General features: G+C 63.5%; 18 protein-coding genes. 10 read left to right on the top strand and 8 right to left on the bottom strand.

Going from position 1 to position 23,782, the window contains the following annotated elements:
* Positions 1-130 precede the first annotated feature (130 nt).
* On the bottom strand, positions 131-2,620 hold the full coding sequence (locus tag NMG46_RS13565; RefSeq protein ID WP_254818156.1) for a mechanosensitive ion channel family protein: 2,490 nt from the start codon (positions 2,618-2,620) through the stop codon (positions 131-133).
* A gap of 241 nt (positions 2,621-2,861) precedes the next feature.
* Between NMG46_RS13565 and NMG46_RS13560 the strand changes: the two genes are divergently transcribed.
* From NMG46_RS13560 to soxG, 4 genes are all read left to right on the top strand, one after another.
* Entirely contained in the window at positions 2,862-4,121 is a 1,260-nt protein-coding gene (locus tag NMG46_RS13560) for a sarcosine oxidase subunit beta (protein WP_254818155.1), read from the top strand.
* Positions 4,122-4,212: 91 nt separating this feature from the next.
* The gene (locus NMG46_RS13555; protein WP_023676536.1) at positions 4,213-4,509 is read left to right on the top strand and encodes a sarcosine oxidase subunit delta; all 297 of its coding nucleotides are present in this window, start codon (positions 4,213-4,215) and stop codon (positions 4,507-4,509) included.
* Positions 4,506-7,502, top strand: coding sequence for a sarcosine oxidase subunit alpha (locus NMG46_RS13550; RefSeq protein WP_254818154.1), 2,997 nt, complete (start codon positions 4,506-4,508; stop codon positions 7,500-7,502). Before NMG46_RS13555 ends, NMG46_RS13550 begins: the two co-directional genes overlap by 4 nt.
* Positions 7,495-8,082, top strand: coding sequence for a sarcosine oxidase subunit gamma family protein (soxG, locus tag NMG46_RS13545; protein WP_254818153.1), 588 nt, complete (start codon positions 7,495-7,497; stop codon positions 8,080-8,082). The genes NMG46_RS13550 and soxG overlap by 8 nt, the downstream gene beginning before the upstream one ends.
* Before the next feature lie 21 nt (positions 8,083-8,103).
* On the opposite strand, the gene NMG46_RS13540 is transcribed toward soxG, so the two are convergent.
* Positions 8,104-8,802, bottom strand: a complete 699-nt coding sequence (locus NMG46_RS13540) for a nitroreductase (protein WP_254818152.1) — start codon at positions 8,800-8,802, stop codon at positions 8,104-8,106.
* A gap of 276 nt (positions 8,803-9,078) precedes the next feature.
* Between NMG46_RS13540 and NMG46_RS13535 the strand changes: the two genes are divergently transcribed.
* The 5 genes from NMG46_RS13535 to NMG46_RS13515 all read left to right on the top strand — a co-directional run bounded on the left by NMG46_RS13535 (position 9,079) and on the right by NMG46_RS13515 (position 16,745).
* Complete coding sequence (locus NMG46_RS13535) at positions 9,079-9,666, top strand: helix-turn-helix domain-containing protein (RefSeq protein ID WP_254818151.1); 588 nt, start codon at positions 9,079-9,081, stop codon at positions 9,664-9,666.
* A gap of 77 nt (positions 9,667-9,743) precedes the next feature.
* Entirely contained in the window at positions 9,744-12,197 is a 2,454-nt protein-coding gene (locus NMG46_RS13530; protein WP_254818150.1) for an FAD-dependent oxidoreductase, read from the top strand.
* Positions 12,194-13,093 carry a homocysteine S-methyltransferase family protein gene (locus NMG46_RS13525; RefSeq protein WP_254818149.1) on the top strand — a complete coding sequence of 300 codons (900 nt, stop codon included), beginning with the start codon at positions 12,194-12,196 and terminating at the stop codon, positions 13,091-13,093. The genes NMG46_RS13530 and NMG46_RS13525 overlap by 4 nt, the downstream gene beginning before the upstream one ends.
* A complete protein-coding gene (locus tag NMG46_RS13520) occupies positions 13,093-14,274 on the top strand; it encodes a pyridoxal phosphate-dependent aminotransferase (RefSeq protein WP_254818148.1) in 1,182 nt (393 codons plus the stop codon). Before NMG46_RS13525 ends, NMG46_RS13520 begins: the two co-directional genes overlap by 1 nt.
* Positions 14,271-16,745 (top strand): FAD-dependent oxidoreductase, encoded by a 2,475-nt coding sequence (locus NMG46_RS13515; RefSeq protein ID WP_254818147.1) that lies wholly within the window; start codon positions 14,271-14,273, stop codon positions 16,743-16,745. Before NMG46_RS13520 ends, NMG46_RS13515 begins: the two co-directional genes overlap by 4 nt.
* Before the next feature lie 6 nt (positions 16,746-16,751).
* Here NMG46_RS13515 and NMG46_RS13510 read toward each other — a convergent pair whose 3' ends face one another.
* The 6 genes from NMG46_RS13510 to NMG46_RS13485 all read right to left on the bottom strand — a co-directional run bounded on the left by NMG46_RS13510 (position 16,752) and on the right by NMG46_RS13485 (position 22,895).
* Positions 16,752-17,333 carry an NAD(P)H-dependent oxidoreductase gene (locus tag NMG46_RS13510; RefSeq protein ID WP_254818146.1) on the bottom strand — a complete coding sequence of 194 codons (582 nt, stop codon included), beginning with the start codon at positions 17,331-17,333 and terminating at the stop codon, positions 16,752-16,754.
* Positions 17,330-18,727, bottom strand: a complete 1,398-nt coding sequence (locus tag NMG46_RS13505) for an FAD-binding oxidoreductase (RefSeq protein WP_254818387.1) — start codon at positions 18,725-18,727, stop codon at positions 17,330-17,332. Before NMG46_RS13505 ends, NMG46_RS13510 begins: the two co-directional genes overlap by 4 nt.
* Positions 18,727-20,028, bottom strand: a complete 1,302-nt coding sequence (locus NMG46_RS13500; RefSeq protein ID WP_254818145.1) for a cytosine deaminase — start codon at positions 20,026-20,028, stop codon at positions 18,727-18,729. Before NMG46_RS13500 ends, NMG46_RS13505 begins: the two co-directional genes overlap by 1 nt.
* A 178-nt stretch (positions 20,029-20,206) precedes the next feature.
* Positions 20,207-21,058, bottom strand: coding sequence for an ABC transporter permease (locus NMG46_RS13495; RefSeq protein ID WP_254818144.1), 852 nt, complete (start codon positions 21,056-21,058; stop codon positions 20,207-20,209).
* Positions 21,045-21,887, bottom strand: a complete 843-nt coding sequence (locus NMG46_RS13490; protein WP_254818143.1) for an ABC transporter ATP-binding protein — start codon at positions 21,885-21,887, stop codon at positions 21,045-21,047. Before NMG46_RS13490 ends, NMG46_RS13495 begins: the two co-directional genes overlap by 14 nt.
* A 3-nt stretch (positions 21,888-21,890) precedes the next feature.
* Complete coding sequence (locus tag NMG46_RS13485; RefSeq protein WP_254818142.1) at positions 21,891-22,895, bottom strand: ABC transporter substrate-binding protein; 1,005 nt, start codon at positions 22,893-22,895, stop codon at positions 21,891-21,893.
* A gap of 381 nt (positions 22,896-23,276) precedes the next feature.
* On the opposite strand from NMG46_RS13485, the gene NMG46_RS13480 reads away from it, so the two are divergent.
* A complete protein-coding gene (locus NMG46_RS13480) occupies positions 23,277-23,660 on the top strand; it encodes a RidA family protein (protein ID WP_254818141.1) in 384 nt (127 codons plus the stop codon).
* The last annotated feature ends 122 nt before the right edge of the window (positions 23,661-23,782 follow it).

Raw genomic sequence — 23,782 nt, 5'->3', positions numbered from 1 at the left:
CCTCTGTTGCATTTCGCAAGGCATTCTCGCCGTTTGCAGGTGAGCTTATATGCAATGCAAGCTGAACAGCAACTGAATGCCGCATTCATGCCGCAATTGATTTCCGAAGCTTGAAGGCAAGCTCCAAACGCTAGTCAGGATCGGGCTTGCGTACCTTGCGTCCCGACTTGGCGAGACGTTTCGCCTCGACCGCCGCTAGAGCTTTTGCTTGTTCCCGTTCGGCGAATTCGACTTCGATCTTGTCGTCGTCGATCGGCCAGGCCTCGTGCTTTTTGGTCTCGATGACGGCGCGCGGTGTCGACGGAATTTCGATATGCTGGTCGGCGAACACATCGAAGATGGCAAAGCGGATGTCGTTCTGGACGATATTGCCACTAAGAACGTCTGCCAGGAACACGCGGATCTCGAATTCGAGCGCGGCCGGGCCGAAATTGGAAAACAACACAAAGGGTTCCGGGTTCTTCAGCACCAGCGGATGGCTGCGTGCGATCTCCAGCAGGACGCCATGCACTTGCTTGACGTCGCTGCCATAGGCAACGCCGACCTTGATGTCGATCCGGCCGAGCTTGTTGCGGTGCGTCCAGTTGCCGACCGCATTGTTGATCAGGTTTGAATTGGGCAGGATCACCGATTGCCGTTGGAACGTTTCGATCTCGGTGGCGCGCACGCTGATCTTCTTGACTGTGCCGCTGATGTCGCCGGCGACGATCCAGTCGCCGACCTTGAACGGCCGCTCGGCCAACAGGATCAGGCCCGACACGAAATTCGAGACGACATTCTGCAAGCCGAAACCGATGCCGAGGGACAGGGCGCCGGCGACCAGCGCAAGATTGGAGAGGTCGATACCGGCCGCCGAGATGCCGACCAGTGCCGCGACCGCGACGCCGGCATAACCGACCGCCAGCCGGATCGAATTGCGCACGCCGGTGTCGACCCGGCCGCGCGCCATCACCGAGCCGTCGAGCCAGCCCTGGAACCAGCGCGTGAGGAAATAGCCGATGATGAAAACGACAACGCCGGTGAGAATGCCGGTGACCGAGATCGTCACCGAACCGATGGTGAGGCCGGTCGCCAGCTTGTAGGCCCAGGCCTGAATGTCGCCGGGCTGGAAGCCCCACATCAACAGGATCAGCGGCAGGAACACCAGCACAATCATGATGTTGATGGCGGCGCTGACGACAAGCCCGAGCTGGTCGAGGGCGGTCTCTTCGTAGCTTGAATTGGCCGCTAGCCAGCGCCCGATCGAAGTTTTGGCGAATCCGCCTTCCTCGCCGATCGCCCGCGCCGACAGGAAACCGATATAAGCGGTGACCAGGATCGTGCCGGTGACCACGACCTGCAGCGAGACGAAAATTGCAAGGCCGATATAGCCAAGCAGTGCCGATGCGATGGTGAATAGGCCTAGCGCGATGGCGGTGTAGCGCAGCCACGCCGGCCAGGGGCGCCAGCTTCCGTCGGGAGCCTTGAACGGCTTCAGTAGGCCCATAAGGATCAGGATGATGCCGACGATGATGGTGGCGATGAAGCTTCTGGCGATGGTCAGCGACAGTGGCGAGCCCATCTTGTCGTTCACGACCGACAGGAAATAGTTGATGCCGATGACGACGGCCATGGCGGTCGTCAGCCGCACCAGCCAGCGCGCCGGGCCGGTTTCGACCGGGATCAGACGCCAGTTCGGCAGTCGGGGCTCGAGCGCTGCGTTGGTCAGGCGGTTGACGCAGAACACCACCGCGACAACGGCAACCAGCGAATTCAGGAAGATGCCGATGTCACCGCGTAAAACGTTGTAATAATTGAAGAAGAAGATCGTCGAGACAAGGAAGGCGCCGACCGCCAGCGTCGGCAGCAATGTCGACCAGAACGCCACCGACAGGCGGCTGAGATAGGAGGGATCCTCGACGGAGGGATCCGCTTCGAAGACACGGCCGAACAGGCGTCGGCCGCCGATAAAAAGCACTGCAGCGAATGCGAGCGCCATCAAAGTCGCGGCAAGAATGGCCTGGAACTTGAACTTGAAGGCGAAGCTCAGCCAGGACGAGACCGCCTTATAGAAGCCGGAAAACTCAGCGTTGGCGTCGGAAAAGACTTCGGGGCTAAGCGCATCGGACAGCACGTAGCGCTTGGTAAGCACATTGCGAAACAGCTCGCTGCGCATGTTGCCGATCTTCTCGATCAGCCCACTGATGCGGATCGACAGGTTCTGTGCGCTGGCAATAACGGCGTTGATCTCGGCTTTTTCGGAAGCCAAGGCCTGGCGTTCACCGGTTACGATGTCTGGCTCGGCCGGCTGGCCCGCGGCCGGCGGAGGTCCCAGCACCTCAATCCGATCGTTGATATCGCCGAGGCGCGAGCGGAACGCTAGCGCGCTGGTGAGCGCCGCCCGCGACAGATCCTCCAATTGCAGACGGATTTCCACCAGGGTGGCATCGTCTTGGCCGTCCTGCTGTATCTTCTTCTCGAGACCGTCGGTTTTGGCCGTCAGACTCTGGATGACTTTCTGCTGGTCTGCGATCAACCCGGCGGCGCCCTGCCCGAGTGCCTGCGCCATTGCAACGAACGACGGCGGCGCTGAGACGACAAGCGCAAGAATCAAGACCAGGCGGAGTAAACGAAAGAACATGATTTTTCTGGCGACTCGCGGGCGGCATCGGCAGTTTTGAAGCACGTCCTTGATAAAGAGGCTCATATCACGGGGCAAGTCATCCCAGGCGTCTCGTTTTTCGAAGTCGGCCAATCGAACTCGGCCAATCGGAGACGGTCAATCGAAGTCGGGGAGTCGAAAAGCGATGGCGCAATCTTGGCTTTGCGTTGGCCACCTGCTCTATAGTCTGCCGCCAAGCCTGAAATGGATGACAATAAGAATGGCGGAATATTCGGCCTTTTCGCTTCTCAAGAACGCGCTGACCGGAAACAAGGACTGGAGGCCGGCCTGGCGCAAGCCCGACCCGAAGGCGTCCTATGACGTGATCGTCATCGGCGGCGGCGGCCATGGCCTGTCGACCGCTTACTACCTAGCCAAGGAGCACGGCATCACCAATGTCGCGGTGCTGGAGAAGGGCTGGCTCGGCTCCGGCAATGTCGGCCGCAACACCACGGCGGTCCGTTCCAATTATCTCCTGCCGGCCAACACGCGCTTTTACGAGCATTCGATGAAGCTGTGGGAGAACCTGGCCCACGACCTCAACTACAACGTCATGTTCTCGCAGCGCGGCTGCCTGAATCTCGCCCACACACCTGCCCAGCTCGACGACTATGCCCGGCGCGGCAACGCCATGCGCCATCTCGGCGTCGACGCCGAACTAATGACTACGGCGGAGATCGCCCGCCTGATGCCGGCACTGGACGTCTCGGCCACCGCGCGCTTCCCGATTGTCGGCGGCCTGATGCAGCGGCGCGCCGGCACCGCCCGCCACGACGCCGTCGCCTGGGGCTATGCGCGCGGTGCAGATCGGCGCGGCGTCGACATCATCGAAAACTGCGAGGTCACCGGCTTCCTGCGCGACGGCGACCGTATCACCGGCGTCACGACGACGCGCGGCGAAATCCGCGCCAAGAAGGTAGCCGTCGCAGTGGCCGGCAGCACCGGGCAAGTCATGCGGCTCGCCGGCATCGAGACGATGCCGATCGAGAGCCACGTGCTGCAGGCCTTCGTCACGGAATCGCTAAAGCCGTTCATCGATACGGTCCTGACCTTCGGCATGGGCCATTTTTATATGTCGCAATCGGACAAGGGCGGCCTTGTCTATGGCGGCGATCTCGACGGCTACAACAGCTACGCCCAACGCGGCAGCCTGCCGATCGTCGATGAGGTGATGAGCGAGATGCTGGCGCTGTTCCCTGGGCTGGCCCGTGTCCGCATGCTACGCTCATGGGGCGGCGTCTGCGACATGTCTATGGACGGCTCGCCAATCATCACCACCGGTCCGCTGCCGGGCATGTATCTCAACTGCGGCTGGTGCTATGGCGGCTTCAAGGCGACGCCGGCTTCCGGCTGGTGCTTTGCCTGGACCATTGCCAAGGACGAGCCACACGATCTCAACGCGGCCTTCACGCTCGACCGCTTCTATCGTGGCCTGGTGATCGACGACAAGGGCCAGGGCGCCACGCCCCGGCTGCATTAGGCCATGATCCCGAACCGCAGGTCCGCGTCAGCGAAAAGTGGAAACCGGTTTTCGGACAAGATCGTGGTCAAACGAGAAGTTTAAGAGATCCATGCTCATCACCTGCCCCTATTGTGGCCCGCGCGACGTGATCGAATTCACCTATCAGGGCGACGGCAATCGCCAGCGCCCACAGCCGGCCTCGCAGAATCTCGACGCCTGGAATGCTTATGTCTACGACCGGCTGAACCCGGCCGGTGACCACAATGAGATCTGGCAGCATTCCGGCGGCTGCCGCGCCCATCTTAGGGTCGTGCGCAACACGCTGACGCACGAGATCTCCAGCACCGCGTTCGCGCGCGGCGATCACAATTCGGTTGCGCGGCACCGGGCCGAGGACAAGCCATGAGCCCGCGCCGTACCGAGGCCGGCGGCCTCATAGACCGGCTGCGGACCATCCGTTTCACCTTCGACGGCGCGCCCTATACCGGCCACGCCGGCGACACGCTGGCTTCGGCGCTGCTGGCCAACGGCGTCACCCTGTTCGGGCGTTCGTTCAAATATCACCGTCCCCGCGGCGTGCTGACCGCCGGCGTCGAGGAGCCTAACGCGCTGGTCACCGTGTTGAGGGGCGAGGTTCGCGAGCCGAACATTCCCGCCACCATGGTCGAGATCTATGACGGGCTGACCGCAATCAGCCAGAACCGTTTCCCCTCACTTGCCTGGGACGTCAGTGCCGTGAACCAGCTCGGCGGCAAGCTTTTGTCGGCCGGCTTCTACTACAAGACCTTCATGGGACCGGTGATCGGTCCGCTGAAGGGCACGCGCTTCTGGATGTTCTGTGAGCATTTCATCCGCCGTGCCGCCGGCCTGGGCAAGGCAGGCACGGCTCACGATACGGCGCGCTACGAACGCATGAATGCGTTTTGCGATGTGTTGGTAGTCGGCTCCGGCCCGGCCGGGCTGATGGCTGCCAGGGCTGCTTCCGATCAGGGTGCACGCGTCATCCTGGCCGAGCTCGAGCCGCATTTCGGCGGCTCGGCCAATTGGTCGGGCGAGACGATCGATGGCATGCCGGCCGCCGACTGGGTGGGGCGCGCCGCTGGCCAGCTCGAAGGCCGTGACAATGTCCGCCTGCTGCCGCGCACCACGGTCTGGGGCTATTATGACGGCAACACGCTTGCTGCGCTCGAACGCGTCACCGACCACAAGGAAACGCCCGGCAAGGGCGAACCCCGCCATCGCTACTGGACAATCCGCGCCAAGTCGGTGGTGCTGGCCACCGGCTCCCTGGAGCGTCCGCTGGTCTTTCCGGGCAATGATCGACCAGGCGTGATGCTGGCGCATGCGGCCGAGCGTTTTGCCACTGAATATGGCGTGCTGCCCGGCGACAGGATCGGGCTGTTCACCAACAATGACAGCGCCTATCGCGCGGCCCTGGCGCTGAAGAAGGCCGGCGCCGTGGTCGTCGCCATCGTCGACGTACGCCCTGAGCTTTCGAGCGAGATGCGCAAGCTGGCCGGCGAAACCGAGGCCGAGATCTTTTCTGGCCACGCGGTGATCGCCACCGAGGGCGGCAAGGCGCTGTCCGGCTTCAAGGTGCAGCGCTTCGATATGGCGAGTGGCGCGCTTTCCGGCGATGCGCGCAGCATTCACGCCGATTGCCTGCTGATGTCAGGCGGCTGGTCGCCGACCATCCATCTGGCCAGCCAGGCCGGCGCCAAGGCGGAATGGAACGAAACGTTGCAAGCGTTCCTGCCGCCGAAACCTACAACACAGCAATGGATCGGCGCCGGCGCCTTCACCGGCAGTTTCTCCACCGCCGAGGCGATCGCCGAAGGTCGCGCCGCCGGTTTTTCCGCGACGGGCGGAACCGGCACGCCGGCGGCCTTGCCGGTTGTCGAAGCCGCTCCCGGCGATCCCGATCCGGCGCCGGTGTTCGAGATCAGGGCCAGTGGAAAGAGCTTCGTCGATTTCCAGCATGATGTGACGGCCGACGACGTGCGGCTGGCGCATCGGGAAGGCTTCGTCTCGGTCGAACATCTGAAGCGCTACACCACGCTCGGCATGGCGACCGATCAGGGCAAGAGTTCCAACATACCAGGCCTCGCCATCATGGCCGAGGCGCTGGGCAAGCCGATCCCGCAGGTCGGCACGACACGCTTTCGCCCGCCCTTTGCGGCGGTATCGATCGGCTCGCTTGCCGCCGAACGCTTCGGCGATCTGAAACCCGAGCGACTGACGCCGATGCATGACTGGCACGTCGCCAACGGCGCCACCATGTATTCGGCCGGCCTCTGGTACCGGCCGATGATCTACGGCCACCCCGGCGAGACTATCGAGCAGGCCTATGTGCGCGAAGCGAGAGCCACGCGCGAGAGCGCCGGCATGGTCGACGTCTCGACACTGGGCAAGATCGCCGTGCAAGGCCCGGACGCGGCGGAATTCCTTGACCGCGTCTACACCAACATGTTTTCGACGCTGGCCGTCGGCAAGGCGCGCTACGGGCTGATGCTGCGCGAGGACGGTCTCGCCTTCGACGACGGCACAACATGGCGGCTCGGCGAGCAGGATTTCCTGATGACCACCACCACCGCCAATGCCGGCAAGGTGATGCAGCATCTGGAGTATTTCCTCGACGTGATCTGGCCGGAGCTGAAGGTCCACGTCACCTCGGTGACCGATCAATGGGCCGGTGCCGCCATCGGCGGGCCGAAGGCAAGGCAGATATTGGCTGGTTGCGTCAGCGGCACCGCCGTCGACAATGCCGCACTGCCCTTCATGGGCATCGTCCACGGCGAAATCGCCGGCGTGCCGGTGATGATCTGCCGGCTGTCCTTCTCCGGCGAAATGGCCTTCGAGGTCTATTCCGGCGCCGGTTACGGCACCCATGTCTGGGAGGCGCTCATCGAAGCCGGCAAGCCGTTCGGGCTGGTGACCTACGGGCTCGAGGCGCTGGGCACCATGCGTATCGAGAAAGGCCACGTCACCGGTGCCGAGATCGACGGCCGTACCACGGCACGCGACCTGCATCTCGACTGGATGCTGTCGAAGAAGAAGCCGTTCATCGGCTCGGCGATGATGGATCGCGAGGGGCTGATCGCACCGGACCGCCTGGAACTCGTCGGTATTGTTTCGCTCGACAACCAGCCGCTCAATGGGGGCGCACACATCGTCGAGCAGCTTGACGAAGCCAATCCCCACGGCTCGCTTGGCCACATCACCGCCTGCTGCTATTCGCCGGCGCTCGGCAAATATATCGCGCTTGCCCTGGTCAAGGGCGGCAAGACGCGGCGCGGCTCGCGTGCCTACGTTTCCGACCCGTTGCGCAACCGGTTCGGGCCGGTCGAGATCGTCTCCAACCATTTCTTCGATCCGGACGGGAGCCGCATGCATGGTTGAACGCCAATCACCGCTTGAGCCGGTGCTGCATCCGGGCTCGCATGGCGATTTCGAGCACGGCGTCGAAATCATCCTCTCCGAAACCAGGCCGGGGTCGATTCTGCAGCTCGCCGCCTGGCCCGGCGAGGAGAAGACATTGATGGCCGGCATCCATACGATCACCGGCCTGACTTTGCCCGACGGCGCCGGCGGCGGTGTGACGAACGGCGCCAGGTCGGTGTTCGGCTTTGCGCCGGGAAAATTTACGGTTGTCGATGAAGCCGAGGGATTGGCGACGGCCTTTGCCGATGTCGTCACTCCGGCCATCGGTACGGTCACCGACCTTTCGCACGGCCGCACCGCGATCCGTATCGCCGGGCCGAAGGCCGAGTGGGTGCTGGCGAAGTTCTTCGCCATCGACTTCGCGCTGCCGGCCTTCCCGATCGGCGCCGGCCGCTCGACCATGCATCACGACGTCTTCGCGCAGATCCAGCGCACCGCGGCCGATCAGTTCGACATCTATGTGTTCCGCTCGTTCGCACGCTCGTTCTGGAAAGCACTCTGCCACGCCAGCGAGGAAGTCGGCTACGACGTGCAATAACTCAGCCGGCGCGTCGCCACGTTAGCTGGCGAACGTCACCCACTCTTCCAGCGGCGCGCGGTCGGTGCGGAATGCGTTTTCGGGCTTGGACGTGTCCTCATGGCCGAGCGCCATGCCGCAGACGACGATCTCCTCGTCGGGAATGTTGAGCACCGGCCTGATCTGCCGGTGATACGGCGCGAAGGCAGCTTGCGGACAGGTGTGCAGGCCCCTGCCCCGCGCCGCGACCATGATGTTTTGCAGGAACATGCCGTAGTCGATCCACGACCCCTTGTTCAGCCGCCGGTCGACGGTGAAGATCATGCCGACCGGCGCATCGAAGAAGATGAAGTTGCGGTCGTGCTGCGCGCGCATCCTGTCGACCTCGCGCCGGCCGATGCCGAGCACGCCGTAGAGACCGAAGCCGTTGGCCCGCCGCCGCGTCAGATAGGGTTCGAAGAACTGGTCGGGATAGTAGCGATATTCGTCCCACTCCGCCTTTTCGGCGCGGATGCCCGAGCTGAGGATGGCATCGGTGATGCGCTGCTTGACCTCCCCCTTGGTCACATAGACCTTCCAGGGCTGCATGTTGGTGCCTGAGGGCGCGCGCGCGGCAACGGCGAGAATATCGCGGATGGTGTCGTCGTCGATCATATCGGGCAAGAAGGCGCGTACCGATCGACGCGAGGTGATCGCGTCATCGACGATCGCCGCCGCAATCCGGGAGTTGTTTTCCAGCATGGCCGTCCCTTTGCGTATGATCCCGAACCCGATTCTCCGGAAGGATCATGCGCCGACTAGAAGTGATGGAGCATCCTTGCGCGTCTTTTTGAACGCCCGATAAGCCTATCCGCCTCGACCGGACGCCCCACTCGCCGCTCGTGCGCCGAGCCTTTGCCCGAACCGTCAAAATGGCGCAAGTAAATCTTGTGGGCGCATGAAAATCCTCTTGATTTTTTCACAAACGTGCATTCACATGAAATTTGCTGGGAATTTTTCACCGAAACAGGGACAGCTTTGCCCTCAACCGCGGCCAGATCGGAACAAGACAGCAGCGAACGGCTGCTGGCCGGCGACATCCGCGCCTTGCGCAAGGCGCGCGGACTGACGCTTGCCGAGACCGGCCTCAAGCTCGGCCGCTCCGTCGGCTGGGTCAGCCAGGTCGAGCGCGGCCTGTCGATCCCGTCGCTCGGCGACCTCAGAGCCTTCGCGGAATTGTTCGGCGTGCCGGTCAGCCTGTTCTTCAGCCATGACGTGCCTGTCGAGACCGAGCGCGGCGTGGTCGTGCGCGCCGGCAGCCGACGCGTGCTTGGCACAAGCGATTCTGGCCTGGTGGAGGAGCTGCTGTCCCCCGATCTCGGCGGTAGCTTCGAGATGCTGCGTTCGGCCTTCGCCCCGGGTGCCGAGATGAAGACCGAGGCGCGCCGGCCGACCGAGGAAGCCGGCTACGTCGCTTCCGGCAGCTTCGACATCGAAATTGCTGGCGTCTGGCACCGGCTTGGCGAAGGCGACTCCTTCCGCTTTGACGGCAAGCCGTTCCGCTGGCGCAATCCTGGCGCCGAGCCGGCTGTCGTCATCTGGGTGGTTTCGCCGCCTGTCTATTGAACGAATGCATGTCGCCCAAAAGTGCGTGGCGGTTTTGGGACAACGACATGCATCAAAACAAATAGTCGGAGAAGAACATGGCCGGTTTGCCGACCACGGCACGCGTTGTGATCATCGGAGGCGGTGTCGTCGGCGCCTCCTCGCTCTATCATCTCGCCAAAGCGGGCTGGATCGACTGCGTGCTTCTGGAGAAGAACGAGCTGACTTCCGGCTCGACCTGGCATGCCGCCGGCAACGTGCCGACTTTCTCCTCGTCATGGTCGCTGATGAACATGCAGCGATATTCGACCGAACTCTATCGCCGGCTGGCCGACGAGGTCGGCTATCCCATGAACTACCACGTCACCGGCTCGCTCAGGCTAGCCCATAGCGCGGAGCGCATGCAGGAATTCCAGCGCGCCAAGGGCATGGGCCGCTACCAAGGCATGGACATCGATGTCGTCGGGCTCGACGAGATCAAGCGTCGTTACCCCTTCATCGAGACGCATGAGCTGAAAGGCGCGCTCTACGATCCGAATGACGGCGACATCGACCCGGCGCAATTGACCCAGGCGCTGGCTAAAGGTGCCCGCGACATGGGCGCGAAGATCATCCGCTTCTGCCCGGTCACCGGCGTGCGCCGAGAAAACGACGAGTGGGTGGTCGAGACGGCGCAAGGCGAGATCCGCTGCGAGATCGTCGTCAACGCCGCCGGATACCGCGCCGCCGAGATCGGCAGGATGTTCGGCCGCGAGGTGCCGATGATGGTGATGAGCCATCAATATATCCTGTTCGAGGAAATCCCCGAACTGGCGGCGTGGTCGAAGGAACAGGGCAAGAAGCTGCCGCTGCTGCGCGACGTCGATACGTCCTATTATCTGCGCCAGGAAAAGAACGGCATGAATCTCGGCCCTTATGAGCGCAATTGCCGCGCCCACTGGGTCGGCCACAACGACCCGATGCCCGACGACTTTTCGTTCCAGCTGTTTCCCGACGATCTCGATCGGCTGGAATATTACCTGGCTGACGCTGTCGCCCGCGTGCCGATCCTCGGCACCGCCGGCCTATCCAAAGTCATCAACGGGCCGATCCCCTATGCGCCGGACGGCAACCCGCTGATCGGGCCGATGCCCGGCGTGCCCAACGCCTTCGAGGCCTGCGTCTTCACCTTCGGCATCGCCCAGGGCGGCGGCGCCGGCAAGGTGCTGGCCGAATGGGTGACCGAGGGCCAGACCGAATGGGATATGTGGTCCTGCGATCCGCGCCGTTTCACCGCCTTCGCCTCGGCTCCGGATTATTGTGTTGCCAAGGGCATGGAAATATACGGCAACGAATACGCCATCCAGTTCCCGCGCCATGCCTGGCCGGCCGGACGCGACCGCAAGCTGTCGCCGCTCCACGGCCGCATCAAGGCACTCGGCGCCCAGTTCGATGCCTATAATGGCTGGGAACGCGCCACCTGGTATGCGCAGCCCGGTGACGACGTCTCCGAAGAAGCCACGCTGACTTTCCGCCGCGACGGGCCGTGGCAGCATCGTGTGCGCCAAGAATGCCTCGCCGTCCGCGATGCCGCCGGCATTCTGGACCTGCCGGGCTTTTCCCGTTTCAATCTCGATGGTCCAGGTGCCGCCGAATGGCTCAGCCTCCAGGTCACAGGCTTGGTGCCGAAACCCGGCCGCATCGGCCTCGTCTATTTTGCCGATGACAAGGGCAGCATCGTCACCGAAATGTCGGTGGTCCGTCACGACGAAGACCTGATGACACTGATCACCGCCGCGGTGGCGCAATGGCATGATTTCGAATGGCTGAAATCGCGCATCCCGAAGGACGCCGCATTCAAGCTGGTCGACAGGACGGAGGAATACTCTACCCAGATCCTAGCCGGCCCCAACTCGCGAAAAATCCTGGCCGAACTCTGCGCGGCCGACCTCACCCTGCCCTGGCTGACGCATCAGGAGACCAGTATCGCCGGACGTTGGGCAAAGCTGGTGCGCGTGTCCTTCGCGGGCGAGCTCGGCTGGGAAATCCACAGCAAGATCGATGATACCGCAGCGATCTTCGACACCGTCTGGGCAGCTGGCCAGAAGCACGGCCTGAAACCGTTCGGCATGTACGCGCTGGATTCGCTGCGGCTCGAAAAAGGTTACCGCACCTGGAAGGGCGACCTGTCGACCGCCTATTCGATCCTGCAGGGCGGGCTGGAGCGCTTCGTCAGATGGGACAAGCCTGACTTCCGCGGCAAGGCAGCGCTGCAGAACGAGAAGCAGCAGGGCGTCAAGAAACGCTTCGTCACGCTTGTCGTCGAAAACCCCGGTGACTGCGATGCGCCTTATATGTCGACGCTGTGGCGTGACGGCCGGATCGTCGGCGAGACGACATCCGGCGGCTGGGGTCATCGTATCGACAAATCGATCGCGCTCGGCATGCTGCGCGCGGACCTGACCGAGCCGGGAACGGCGGTCGAGGTCGAGATCTTCGGCGAACGTTTTCGGGCGGTCGTGCAGGAGGATGAGCCGTTATGGGATCCAAAGAACGAGAGGCTCAGAGCATGAAGAAAGTGATCCTCACCGATGGCGGCATGGGCCAAGAGCTGGTCCGCCGCAGCAGCTCCGAGCCGACGCCGCTGTGGTCGGCCAGGGTGCTCATCGACGAACCGGATCTGGTGCGCGACCTGCATGCCGAATTTATCCGCGCCGGCGCCCGCGTCATCACCATCAACACTTATTCCGCAACACCGGAGCGGCTGGCGCGCGAAGGCGCGGAAGAGCTGTTCAAGCCGTTGCAGAAGCGCGGCATAGAACTGGCAAGGCAAGCGCGCGACCAGGCCGGCGACGCGGCGATCGCCGGCTGCCTGTCGCCGCTGTTCGGCAGCTATGCGCCAGCGCTGACGATATCCTTCCAGGATACGCTCGACGTCTATCGCCGTATCGTTGCCGAGCAGACGGACGGCGTCGATCTGTTTCTGTGCGAAACCATGGCGTCGGCCGAAGAGGCGCGCGCCGCCGTCACCGCAGCGTCGGAAAGCGGCAAGCCTGTATGGGTGTCGTGGACGCTCGCCGACCACGGCGCACCGCGCCTGCGCAGCGGCGAAGCCATTGCGGCGGCGGCAAGCGCTCTCGACGGCCTGCCCGTCACGGCCCGGCTGATCAATTGCTGCCGGCCCGAGGCGATCGCTGCAGCGCTCCCCGAACTGATCGCCCTCGGCGGGCCGGTCGGCGCCTATGCCAACGGCTTCACCTCGGTCGAGGCACTCAAGCATGGCGGCACCGTGGAAGTGCTGCACGCCCGCCACGACCTCGATCCGGATGCCTATGCCGGCCAGGCGATCGGCTGGGTCGAGGCTGGCGCCGGCATCGTCGGCGGCTGCTGCGAAGTCGGACCTGCCCACATCGCCGCGCTGCGCGACCGGCTCGAACAAGCCGGCTACGAAATTTCGGGAGTAGCATAATGCCCAGACCATCATCGCGCATTTCCGGCATCGTGCCTTCGGGCAAGGATGGCTGGGAGGTTCATTCCGCTGCCTGGGCGCGCAAGCAGGCTGGCGACGACATCATCATGCTGTCGGTCGGCGACCATGATTTCGACACGCCAGACGAGACGATCGAAGCCTGTGTGACGGCCGTCCGCGCCAGCAATCACCACTACACGCCGCTTGCCGGCGTTCCACGCCTGCGCAAGGCGATGGCGGCGGCCTCGACGCAGTGCACCGGGGTTGCGACCAGCCCCGACCAGGTCATCGCCACGCCGGGGGGGCAGGCCGCGCTTTACGCGGCCATTCAAGCGGTTCTCGACCAGGGCGACCATGCCATCGTCGTTGCGCCCTATTACGCCACCTATCCGAATACCTTCAGTGCGGCGGGCGCCGAGTTCAGCCTCGTCGAGACCCCCGCCGAAGACAGCTTTCAGCCGCGCGCCGCCGACATCCGCGCCGCCCTTCGGCCGAACACCCGCGCCATCCTGATCAACACGCCGAACAATCCCACGGGCGCCGTCTATTCGCGCGAGCGCCTGGAAGAGCTGGCGCAGATCTGCCGCGAGCATGACCTCTGGCTCCTGTCGGACGAGGTCTACTGGACGCTGGGCGGCGGCGAGCACGTCTCACCACGCTCGCTGCCTGGCATGACGGAACGCACGCTAGTCATCAATTCGATGTCCAAGAGCCACGGCATGACCGGCTGGCGCATGGGCTGGCTGACCGGGCCCGAGGAGATGATCTCGCTGCTGACCGACCTCAATCTGGTGATGACCTACGGCCTGCCGGCCTTCATCAGCCTCGCCTGCGCCGAGGCGCTCGAAAACGGCTACGGCGTCGAGGAGATCGCCGAGCGCTATGCCGCGAGGCGCGCCGTCGTTCTCGATGCCATGCGCGGTATGAACAACGTCACCGTGCGCGGCTCCGAAGGCGGCATGTATGTGATGCTCGACATATCGGCGATCGAGCCGGACGACGAAAAATTCGCCTGGGCTTTCCTCGACCAGGAGAAGGTCGGCGTTATGCCCGGCTCGAGCTTCGGCGCGGCCGCAGCAGGCCACATCCGCTTCAGCCTCTGCCAGCCCGAGCCGGTGCTGATGGAGGCTGCCACACGCCTGCGCCGCTTCGCATCCAGCTATCGCCGTGAGGCCGCATGAGCGCCCCGCCCACCAAAACCATTCCGACCAAGGCCATTCCTCCCAAAGCAAGGGCGGTCATCATCGGCGGCGGCGTCTCCGGTTGCTCGGTCGCCTATCATCTGGCCAGACTCGGCTGGACCGATATCGTGCTGCTCGAGCGCAAGCAGCTGACGTCAGGCACGACATGGCACGCTGCCGGCCTGATCGGCCAATTGCGCGGCTCGCAGAACATGACGCGGCTGGCGAAATATTCGGCCGACCTCTACGTCAAGCTCGAGGCCGAGACCGATGTCGGCACCGGCATGCGCCAGGTCGGCTCGATCACCGTGGCGCTGACCGAGGAGCGCAAGCACGAGATCTATCGGCAGGCGTCTCTCGCCCGCGCCTTCGATGTCGACGTGCGCGAGATTTCGCCAGGTGAAGTCAAGCAGATGTACCCGCATCTCAATGTATCCGATGTGGTCGGCGCCGTGCATCTGCCGCTCGACGGCCAGTGCGACCCCGCCAACATCGCCATGGCCTTGGCCAAGGGCGCGCGCCAGCGTGGTGCGACGATCGTCGAGAATGTGAAGGTGACCAAGGTCCATACCAGGGCCGGCCGCGTCACCGGGGTGTCCTGGGCGCAGGGCGACGAGCAAGGCACGATCGATACCGACATCGTCGTCAACTGCGCCGGCATGTGGGCACGCGAGCTTGGCGCCCAGAACGGCGTCACCATCCCGTTGCACGCCTGCGAACATTTCTATCTCGTAACGGAACCGATCCCCGGGCTTTCCCGCCTGCCGGTGCTGCGCGTCCCGGACGAGTGCGCCTACTACAAGGAAGATGCCGGCAAGATGATGCTCGGCGCTTTCGAACCGGTAGCCAAGCCGTGGGGCATGAACGGCATAAGCGAGGATTTCTGCTTCGACCAGTTGCCCGCGGACATGGATCATTTCGAGCCGATCCTCGAAATGGGCGTCAACCGCATGCCGATGCTGGCCACCGCCGGCATCCACACCTTCTTCAACGGCCCCGAAAGCTTCACGCCCGACGATCGCTACTATCTCGGCGAGGCGCCGGAGCTTTCCGGCTACTGGATGGCGACCGGCTACAATTCGATCGGCATCGTCTCCTCCGGTGGCGCCGGCATGGCGCTGGCGCAATGGATCAATGACGGCGAGGCGCCTTTCGATCTCTGGGAGGTCGACATCCGCCGCGCCCAGCCGTTCCAGAAGAACCGCCGTTATCTCAAGGAGCGCGTCTCCGAAACGCTCGGCCTGCTCTACGCCGATCATTTCCCCTACCGGCAGATGGCGACTTCGCGCAACATAAGGCGCTCGCCGCTGCATGAGCATCTGAAGGCGCGCGGTGCGGTGTTCGGCGAGGTCGCCGGCTGGGAGCGCGCCAACTGGTTCGCTAGGCCCGGCCAGGAGCGCGAATACCGCTATTCCTGGAAACGGCAGAACTGGTTCAACAACCAGCGCGAGGAGCATCTGGCGGTCAGGAACGGCGTCGGCCTGTTCGACATGACCTCGTTCGGCAAGATCCGCGTCGAAGGCCGCGACGCCTGCGCCTTCCTGCAAAGGCTCTGCGCCAACGACATGGATGTGGCGCCGGGCAAGATCGTCTATACCCAGATGCTCAACCAGCGCGGTGGCATCGAGAGCGACCTCACCGTCTCACGGCTGTCTGAAACAGCCTTCTTCCTCGTCGTGCCCGGTGCGACGCTGCAGCGCGATCTGGCCTGGCTGCGAAAACATCTTGCCGACGAGTTCGTCGTCATCACCGATGTGACCGCTGCCGAAGCCGTGCTCTGCCTGATGGGCCCGGATGCGAGAAAGCTGATTCAAAGGGTGAGCCCCAACGATTTTTCAAACGAAAACAACCCGTTCGGCACGTTTCAGGAGATCGAAATCGGCATGGGGCTGGCCCGCGCCCACCGCGTCACCTATGTCGGCGAGCTCGGCTGGGAGCTTTATGTCTCGACCGACCAGGCTGCCCACGTCTTCGAGGCGATAGAAGAAGCCGGCGCCGACGTCGGCCTGAAGCTATGCGGCCTGCACACATTGGATTCCTGCCGCATCGAAAAGGCCTTCAGGCATTTCGGCCACGACATCACCGACGAAGACAATGTGCTGGAGGCCGGCCTCGGCTTTGCCGTGAAGACGGCCAAGGGAGACTTCCTCGGCCGCGATGCGGTGCTGAAGAAGAAAGAAACCGGCCTGTCGCGCCGGCTGGTGCAGTTTCGCCTGAACGACACCGAGCCGCTGCTCTTCCACAACGAGGCGATCCTGCGCGACGGCAAGATCGTCGGTCCGATCACCTCGGGCAATTACGGCCATCATCTCGGCGGCGCTATCGGGCTTGGTTACGTGCCTTGCAAGGGCGAGAGCGAGGCGGATGTCCTGTCGTCGTCCTACGAGATCGAGATCGCCGGCGAGCGCTTTGCGGCGGAGGCGTCGCTTAAGCCGATGTACGATCCGAAGGCGGAACGGGTGCGGGTGTAGCGCACCTCAGAACGCATCGATCCTGGCCGCGACCTTCGCCACGAACCTCTTCCGACTGCCCTCGGTCGACAGGTTCATCGAGTAATGCGCAAGGTAGGAAACCGACCCGCCGGGCTTGATCGTCGCACGCAGCACCCGATTGACCAGCTTGCGCGGCGGGTCACCCATCAGCATGGCTCGGAACCGGCTGCCGCCATAAGTCGTGACCGCGACCACCTTGCGAATATTGTGCAGTGACGGCTGCACTTTGCCGGCGACCAGCTTGAACGACACGCCGGGCAGGAAGACGCGATCGAAAAAGCCCTTCAGAATGGCCGGATAGCCGAAGTTCCACACCGGAAACGACAGCACCAGCGCCTCGGCCCGCAGCAAGCGCTCGACATAAGGCGACGCCGGATCGCCGTCGCTGCGTTCGTCGTGATAGGACATCCGTTCGGCGCGCGTCAGCCTGGGATCGAAATTCTCGGCATAGAGGTCGCAGTCGTCGACCACATGGCCGGCCGCCTTCAGGCGCTCGACGATGGTCCGGTGCAGGCCGGCGTTGAAGCTGGTCTCCACCGGATGAGCGTAGAGGACGAGGATGTTCAACCCGCGTTCTCCAGCCCCTTGAACAGGAACGACTTGCCCGAGCGATAATCATAGTCCGGATTTTCCCAGGCGATCATCTTGCCCGGATTGAGCAACCCTTGCGGGTCGGTTTCGCGCTTGAAGGCGAGTTGCACCTCGTCGGTGCGCTTCATGCCGCCTTCTTCCAGCGTGTAGCGGTGCGGGTTGAAGATCCAGCAGCCATTGTCCTCGTGGATGCGGATGATCTCATCGAGCCGCTCCGCCGTGGTGAAACGCACCAGCGGCAGCCCTGCGATGCCGATGGCGCCGTCGAAGCGGATGAATTCGAGATGCGCCGGCACCTCGTCGCCGAAGCGATCGACCATCGCCTTGACGTGGCCGAGGTGGTCCGGCGACGGGTAGCGGGTCTGCAGGTAGGTGATCGTCGGATCGACCCGGATGGCACGCAGTGTCGTGTGGTTCCAGGTCAGCTCATAAGCTGGCGGCAACCCCTTGAGATCGGCCTCCTTGTCCGCGCGGAAGACAATCTCGCCCTTGCTGCGCTCCGTGAAGGCGAGGCAGGCATCCATCGCATGCGGTGCGATCATCAGGACGACGATGCTTTGGCCGCGCCGGAAAAACCGCTGGTGGCGCTTGAAGTAATCGTAGGGGATCGGTGCTGCGATCGGCGTGATCAGTTTCGCCAATATGCCGTCCTGGATGGCGAGGTCGTTGCCGAAGCCGGCCGCGTCCATGAAATCGTCGAAGCCGACGATGACGTCGATCCAGTCATAGCTGGCGGTCAGCGGCATCTCGACTTCGGTGATGATGCCGTTGGTGCCGTAAGCATGCATCACCTTCAGCACGTCCTCGCCGGTGAGCTCCATGACACGCGGCTCAGCCTCCATCGTCACGGTCCTCAGCCGGATGACATTGCCGAGGTCGCGCAGTCCGCCCCAGCGGATCGAGCCGATACCGCCGGAGCCGCCGGCGACGAAGCCGCCGATCGATGCCGTGTTGTAGGTCGACGGCGACATGCGGAGCTCCTGGCCGGAATGCGCCCGCGTCGCTCTGTCGATGTCGGCGAGCACGGCGCCGGGGCCGGTGACGACACGGCCGGGGGCGATCGTCTTGACCGCGTTCATCTCGGCGAGATTGAGCACGACGCCGCCGGACAAGGGCATCGCTTGGCCGTAGTTGCCGGTGCCGCTGCCGCGCGGCGTCACCGGCACGCCATGCCGGTGACAGGCGGCGAGAATGCGGACGACCTCGTCTTCGGTTTTCGGGGTCACGATCAGATCGCCGGTGACGTGATCGAGCTGCTGCTTCAGCACCGGGCTGTACCAGTAGAAGTCGCGGCTCTTCTGCTGGACGATCGCCGGATGGTCGTCGATCTTCAAACCGTGCAGGTCGCGCTTGAGCGCCGCAATATCCATCATTCCACCATCAGATCATCGAGTTCGGCATAATCGGGCAACTGGCGCTCGATCGCCAGGCCGTCGCGTACAACGATGCGATCCGATTCGGGCCGTGACAGCAATTCCGTCCAGCTCCGCCCCTTGAAGACGACAAAATCGGCCGGCGCTCCGGCGGCAAGCGTGCCGAAACCGTCGAGCCGCATCACCTTGGCCGGCGTCGAAGTCACCGCTTGCGGCCAGTCGGCGACGGGATGGTCGAGATGCAGGATGCGCGTCGCCATCCGGTAAACCTCAAGCATGTCGAGATCGCCATAGGCGTAGAACGGGTCGCGCGTATTGTCGGAGGCGACGGCCACGGCAATGCCGCGCGCCTTCATCTCGTGCAGCAACGTCACCCCGCGCCAGCGCGGCGTGGTGTTGTCGCCGCGCCGGTCCTGCAGATAGAGATTGCACATCGGCAGCGACACCACCGCCAGGCCGGCCTTGGCGACCTTGTCCAGCGTGTCGAGCACGTCGAGATCGGGCTGGCGCGCCAGCGAGCAGCAATGGCCGACCAGGATGTTCCCCTCGAAACCGTTCCAAAGGGCGGCTTCGGCGATTTTCTTCAACGAGATCGCCGCGATATCGTCGGTCTCGTCGGCATGGAAATCGAGGTCGAGGCCGTGCTTGATCGCCTGCACAAATACCTGGTCGAGCAGTTCTTCGAGATCCGGCACCATATAGGTGACGACGCCGAGCACGCCGTTGGCCGCAGCCACACGCTTGGCCAGCCTCTCGAACCATTTCCTGTCGCGCACGCCCTCGATGCCGAGCAGGCAGGCCGCCTGCAGCTCGATGCGGCCTCGCCATTTATCCCGCATCGTCTCGAACACCGGCCAGGAGATCTCTTCCTGGGGCGCAACGCTGTCGAGATGCGTGCGCAGCGCCCTGGTACCATGCGCATAGGCCGAGCGCAGCGAAAAATCCATGCGGCGGGCAACGTCGTCGGCGCTCCAGCGCGCCGCCCGGTCGGCGCCCGTTGCGTTCAGCGCGCCCATGAAGGTGCCGTCCGGGTTGGGCTTTCGAGGCCAGATATGGCCCTTGTCGATATGGGTGTGGCAGTCGACGAAGCAGGGCAAGACGATCCGGCCGCCGAGATCGACGGCGTCCGCCGGTGCATTGGATCGCTGATGTGCTGCAATGCTGGAGATTTTTCCATTGGCGACGGCGATATCCGTAAGCGCAAAGCCGTCGGCATCGAATGCTGCGGCAAGCCCTGGCGTCAGCGACTGATGAACACGAACGTTTGCAAGATGATAAGGACCAGAGGCTGGTATCAAGCCGCACTCCCCTCTGTCCTGCCGGACATCTCCCCCTCAAGGGGGGAGATCGGCAGCTTCAACCGGGGCACACGCCTTGCCACGTCAGTAATTGGCGAAATCCGGAATGAGGTCCAATGTCCCCCCATGAGGGGGAGATGTCCGGCAGGACCGAGGGGGGTAACGGCGCCGACCATGCCTACCGCTCCTGCCTCAATGCGCTCTCGTGCCAGCGCCGCAAAATGAGATGCGATACAAGCGACAGCACCAGGAAGATCAGGATGCCGGTGAGCGAGATCAGGATCAGCGCGGCGAACAGCCTTGGCGCGTTGAGCCGGTAGCCGGCCTCGATGATGCGCGAGGCGAGGCCGGACGACTGGCCGGTGGCGCCGGCGACGAACTCGGCCACCACCGCGCCGATCAGCGACAGCCCGCCGGCGATCTTCAGCCCGCCGAGGAAATAAGGCATCGCCGCCGGCAGCCGCAGGTAGCGCAATTGCTGCCAGCGGGTCGCACCGTTGAGCTTGAACATGTCGCGCAGATTGCGGTCGACCGAATTGAGGCCGAGCGTGGTGTTGGAAAGGATTGGGAAGAAGGCGACGATCCAGGCGCAAAGCAAAAGCTTTGTCGTCTGGTTGTCGACATAGATGTTGATCAGCGGAAAGATCGCGACGATCGGCGTCACCTGCAGCACGATGGCGAACGGAAAGAACGACATCTCCACCCATTTCGACTGAGCGAACAGCACCGCCAGCCCGACGCCGCCGATGACGGCGAGAAGCAGGCTCAAGAAGGTGATCCTGAGTGTCACCAGCAGCGAGGAGAACAGCAGCCCGGCATCGTCATGCAACGTCTGCAGCACCACGCCGGGACGCGGCAGAATGTATTTCGGGATGTCGTTCCAGACGCAGACACGGTCCCACAGCCAGATCGCCAGGATCATGATGGCCAGCGGCAGCAGCCATCTGCCGATGCGCTCGAAGCGCTCCTGGCGGACGCGGCGCGCCTCCTCCGGGTCGAGCGCCAGGACTGGTTCTTCAATGGCCGTCATGATGCGGTCCGGCAGTTGAGTTGATGGCGCCGATCAGCACGTCGGATGCCTGGCGGCAGAGCGCGGCATAGTCGGGCGAGGTGCGAAACGCCTCGTCGCGCGGATAGGGCGCGTCGACGGCAAGCTCCGCGAACACTCGGCCCGGCCGCGCCGCCATGACGACGACGCGGTTGGAGAGGAAAACGCTTTCGAAGACGCTGTGGGTGACGAAAACGACGGTGAAACGCTGATCCTGCCATAGCTCCAGAAGGTCATTGTTGAGCTTGAAGCGGGTGATCTCGTCGAGTGCCGCGAACGGCTCGTCCATCAACAGAATCCGCGGCTTGGTCACCATGGCGCGGGCGATCGAGACGCGCATCTTCATGCCGCCCGACAGTTCGCGCGGCACCGCCTTCTCGAAGCCGGTCAGGTGAACCCGCGCCAGCATCTCCATCACCGTCGGTGCCGCCTTGACCCGCGACACGCCCCTCAGCCGCAGCGGCAGCCAGACATTGTCGAAGACGTCGGCCCAGGGCAGCAGCGTCGGCTCCTGGAAGACGAAGCCGATATTCGAGCGGTCGCCGATATTCGAACGATCGCGGGCGCCGCTGCCGCGCCAGTCGAGCAGGCCCGAGGTCGGCGTCGACAGGCCGGCAATCAGCCGCAGCGCCGTCGATTTGCCGCAGCCGGACGGCCCGAGTAGGCTGAGGAAATCGCCTTCCCGGATCGTCAGCTCGACATTGCTGAGCGCGGTGACGCCGTTGGAAAAAACCTTGCCGACGCCACGCAGCGCCAACAGCGTCGGCCCCGATACACTTCCTGGCTGTTGCGCCACTTTCTCCAGCTTCACGGTCTACTTCTTCAGGTCGAGCCCGACGCCCTTGTTGACGAAGGAAAGCGTGTAGGCCTTCTTGATGTCGATGCCCGCCGGCGCGACCTTGGCCTTGACCATCTTGTCGTAAAAACTCTGGATGCGCGCGTCGGTCATGGCGCCGATGCCGAGCTTTTCGCTGTCGCCGGAATCGACCACGCCGAACTTCTTCAACTGCTCGATCGAGAAGGCGATCTGCTCATCCGTCATGTCCGGATTTTCCTTCTTGATCATTTCGTTGGCGGCCTTGTTGTCGCCGTAGAGATAATTGTACCAGCCCTTGGCCGAACCATCGACGAAGCACTGGACCACCTCGGGCCGCTTGTCGATCGTCTCCTGCATGGTCTCGACCGTCGTTGCATATGTGTCCCAGCCATAGTCGGCCAGCAGGAACTGGTTCGGCGTGAAACCGCCCTGCTTCTGGACGGCGAATGGCTCCGAGGTGACGTAACCCTGCTGGATCGACTTCTTGTTGGCGATGAACGGCGCAGGGTTGAAGGTGTATGGCACGCGCTTGGCGGCATCGAAGCCAAGGTCGGTGACCATCCACTGGAAGAAGGTCTGCGCACCTTCGTCGCCGAGGATGTACTGGTCGGCGTTCTTCAGGTCTTCCCATTTGTCCAGCCCCTGGCCGGGATGGGACATGATGACCTGCGGGTCCTTCTGGAAGTCGGCGGCGACGACGCGCATCGGTATGCCTTGCTGCACGGCATCGAAGGCCGACAGCAAATTGCCGCCCATGTAGAAATCGATCTTGCCGGCCAGCAGCAGCGGCCGGCCGCTGACCTGTGGGCCGCCCTGCATGATCGTCACGTCGATGCCGCAGGCCGCATAGGTGCCATCTGCCACCGCCTGGTAGTAACCGCCATGCTCCGGCTCGGCCAGCCAATTGGTGCCGAAGGTGACTTTTTCGTTCGCTGCCGCAGCAAGCGTGCCTGCGCCAAGCAGCACGATCGCGCCGGCCGAAATCTTCAGTCTTCCGTACATCCACACCACCCTTTGTTCGCTCCGGCGCGTTACGCGGCGGGCTCGACACCGTTGTTTCAAGAAGCAAGACACATGCCACCGGCGCGTTGCGCCGGGACCGCCCGCTTGTGCAATGCCCGCCTGTGCAATGGCGGCGCGAAGGCCGGACGGGTCATGCTGTACGAAAGGCATCGTGCCTATTTTTTGATCGCCTGTCCACAATCGCCCTCGTGACATGCACCGCCATCTTGATGCCCGCATCGATCCCGCATTAGAGCGACGTGCGTCCACTTGGACGCACAAAGTACGCTCTAAAACTTCGTATCCTGTCGCATCGTGCTTTCCGAAAATCGATCTCGATTTTCGGGCCGATGCGATAGGCTGCCGTGAACGGAGATTGCCATGTTCAAATTTCTCACGCCGAAGTCGATCAAGCCGCCCTTCGCCCGCTACAGCCACGGCGTCGAGCTGCCGCCCGGCAAGCGGCTGGTGCTGTGTTCGGGCCAGGTCGCGATCACCGCGGACGACCAGATCCCGGAAGAGGCCGGCGCACAGGCTGAGCTCTGTTTCCAGAACATATCGGCGATTCTCCGCGAGGCCGGGCTCAGCCTGTCAGACATCGTCCGCATCAACGCCTACGTCACCGACCGCGCCTTCCTGCGCCCCTATATGGAGGTTCGCGACCGGCTGTTCGCCAGCCCTGCGCCGGCCTCGACGCTGATGATCGTTTCAGGTTTTGCCCGGCCGGAATTCAAGGTCGAGATCGAGGTCATCGCGGCGGGTTGAGCAGCGCTGGCCAGCGGCTGGAATCGACAGGCCGATGATCTCAAGTTACACGACAAAGGTTGGCGCTGCCCCTCATCCGCGTGCCGGCACCTTCTCCCCGTGTAGTGACGGGGACAAGGCTA

This window comes from Mesorhizobium sp. LMG 17147, assembly GCF_024297145.1.
GTDB lineage: Bacteria > Pseudomonadota > Alphaproteobacteria > Rhizobiales > Rhizobiaceae > Mesorhizobium.
This window is presented reverse-complemented; position numbering and strand designations above follow the sequence as displayed.

Excerpts from the sequence above, each read along its gene's own strand:
- NMG46_RS13520 (WP_254818148.1), top strand. The coding sequence starts at position 13,093 with ATGCCCAGACCATCATCGCGCATTTCCGGCATCGTGCCTTCGGGCAAG.
- NMG46_RS13530 (WP_254818150.1), top strand. The coding sequence starts at position 9,744 with ATGGCCGGTTTGCCGACCACGGCACGCGTTGTGATCATCGGAGGCGGT.
- NMG46_RS13550 (WP_254818154.1), top strand. The coding sequence starts at position 4,506 with ATGAGCCCGCGCCGTACCGAGGCCGGCGGCCTCATAGACCGGCTGCGG.
- NMG46_RS13555 (WP_023676536.1), top strand. The coding sequence starts at position 4,213 with ATGCTCATCACCTGCCCCTATTGTGGCCCGCGCGACGTGATCGAATTC.
- NMG46_RS13485 (WP_254818142.1), bottom strand. The coding sequence starts at position 22,895 with ATGTACGGAAGACTGAAGATTTCGGCCGGCGCGATCGTGCTGCTTGGC.
- NMG46_RS13560 (WP_254818155.1), top strand. The coding sequence starts at position 2,862 with ATGGCGGAATATTCGGCCTTTTCGCTTCTCAAGAACGCGCTGACCGGA.
- soxG (WP_254818153.1), top strand. The coding sequence starts at position 7,495 with ATGGTTGAACGCCAATCACCGCTTGAGCCGGTGCTGCATCCGGGCTCG.
- NMG46_RS13505 (WP_254818387.1), bottom strand. The coding sequence starts at position 18,727 with ATGGATATTGCGGCGCTCAAGCGCGACCTGCACGGTTTGAAGATCGAC.
- NMG46_RS13495 (WP_254818144.1), bottom strand. The coding sequence starts at position 21,058 with ATGACGGCCATTGAAGAACCAGTCCTGGCGCTCGACCCGGAGGAGGCG.
- NMG46_RS13540 (WP_254818152.1), bottom strand. The coding sequence starts at position 8,802 with ATGCTGGAAAACAACTCCCGGATTGCGGCGGCGATCGTCGATGACGCG.
- NMG46_RS13480 (WP_254818141.1), top strand. The coding sequence starts at position 23,277 with ATGTTCAAATTTCTCACGCCGAAGTCGATCAAGCCGCCCTTCGCCCGC.
- NMG46_RS13525 (WP_254818149.1), top strand. The coding sequence starts at position 12,194 with ATGAAGAAAGTGATCCTCACCGATGGCGGCATGGGCCAAGAGCTGGTC.
- NMG46_RS13565 (WP_254818156.1), bottom strand. The coding sequence starts at position 2,620 with ATGTTCTTTCGTTTACTCCGCCTGGTCTTGATTCTTGCGCTTGTCGTC.
- NMG46_RS13515 (WP_254818147.1), top strand. The coding sequence starts at position 14,271 with ATGAGCGCCCCGCCCACCAAAACCATTCCGACCAAGGCCATTCCTCCC.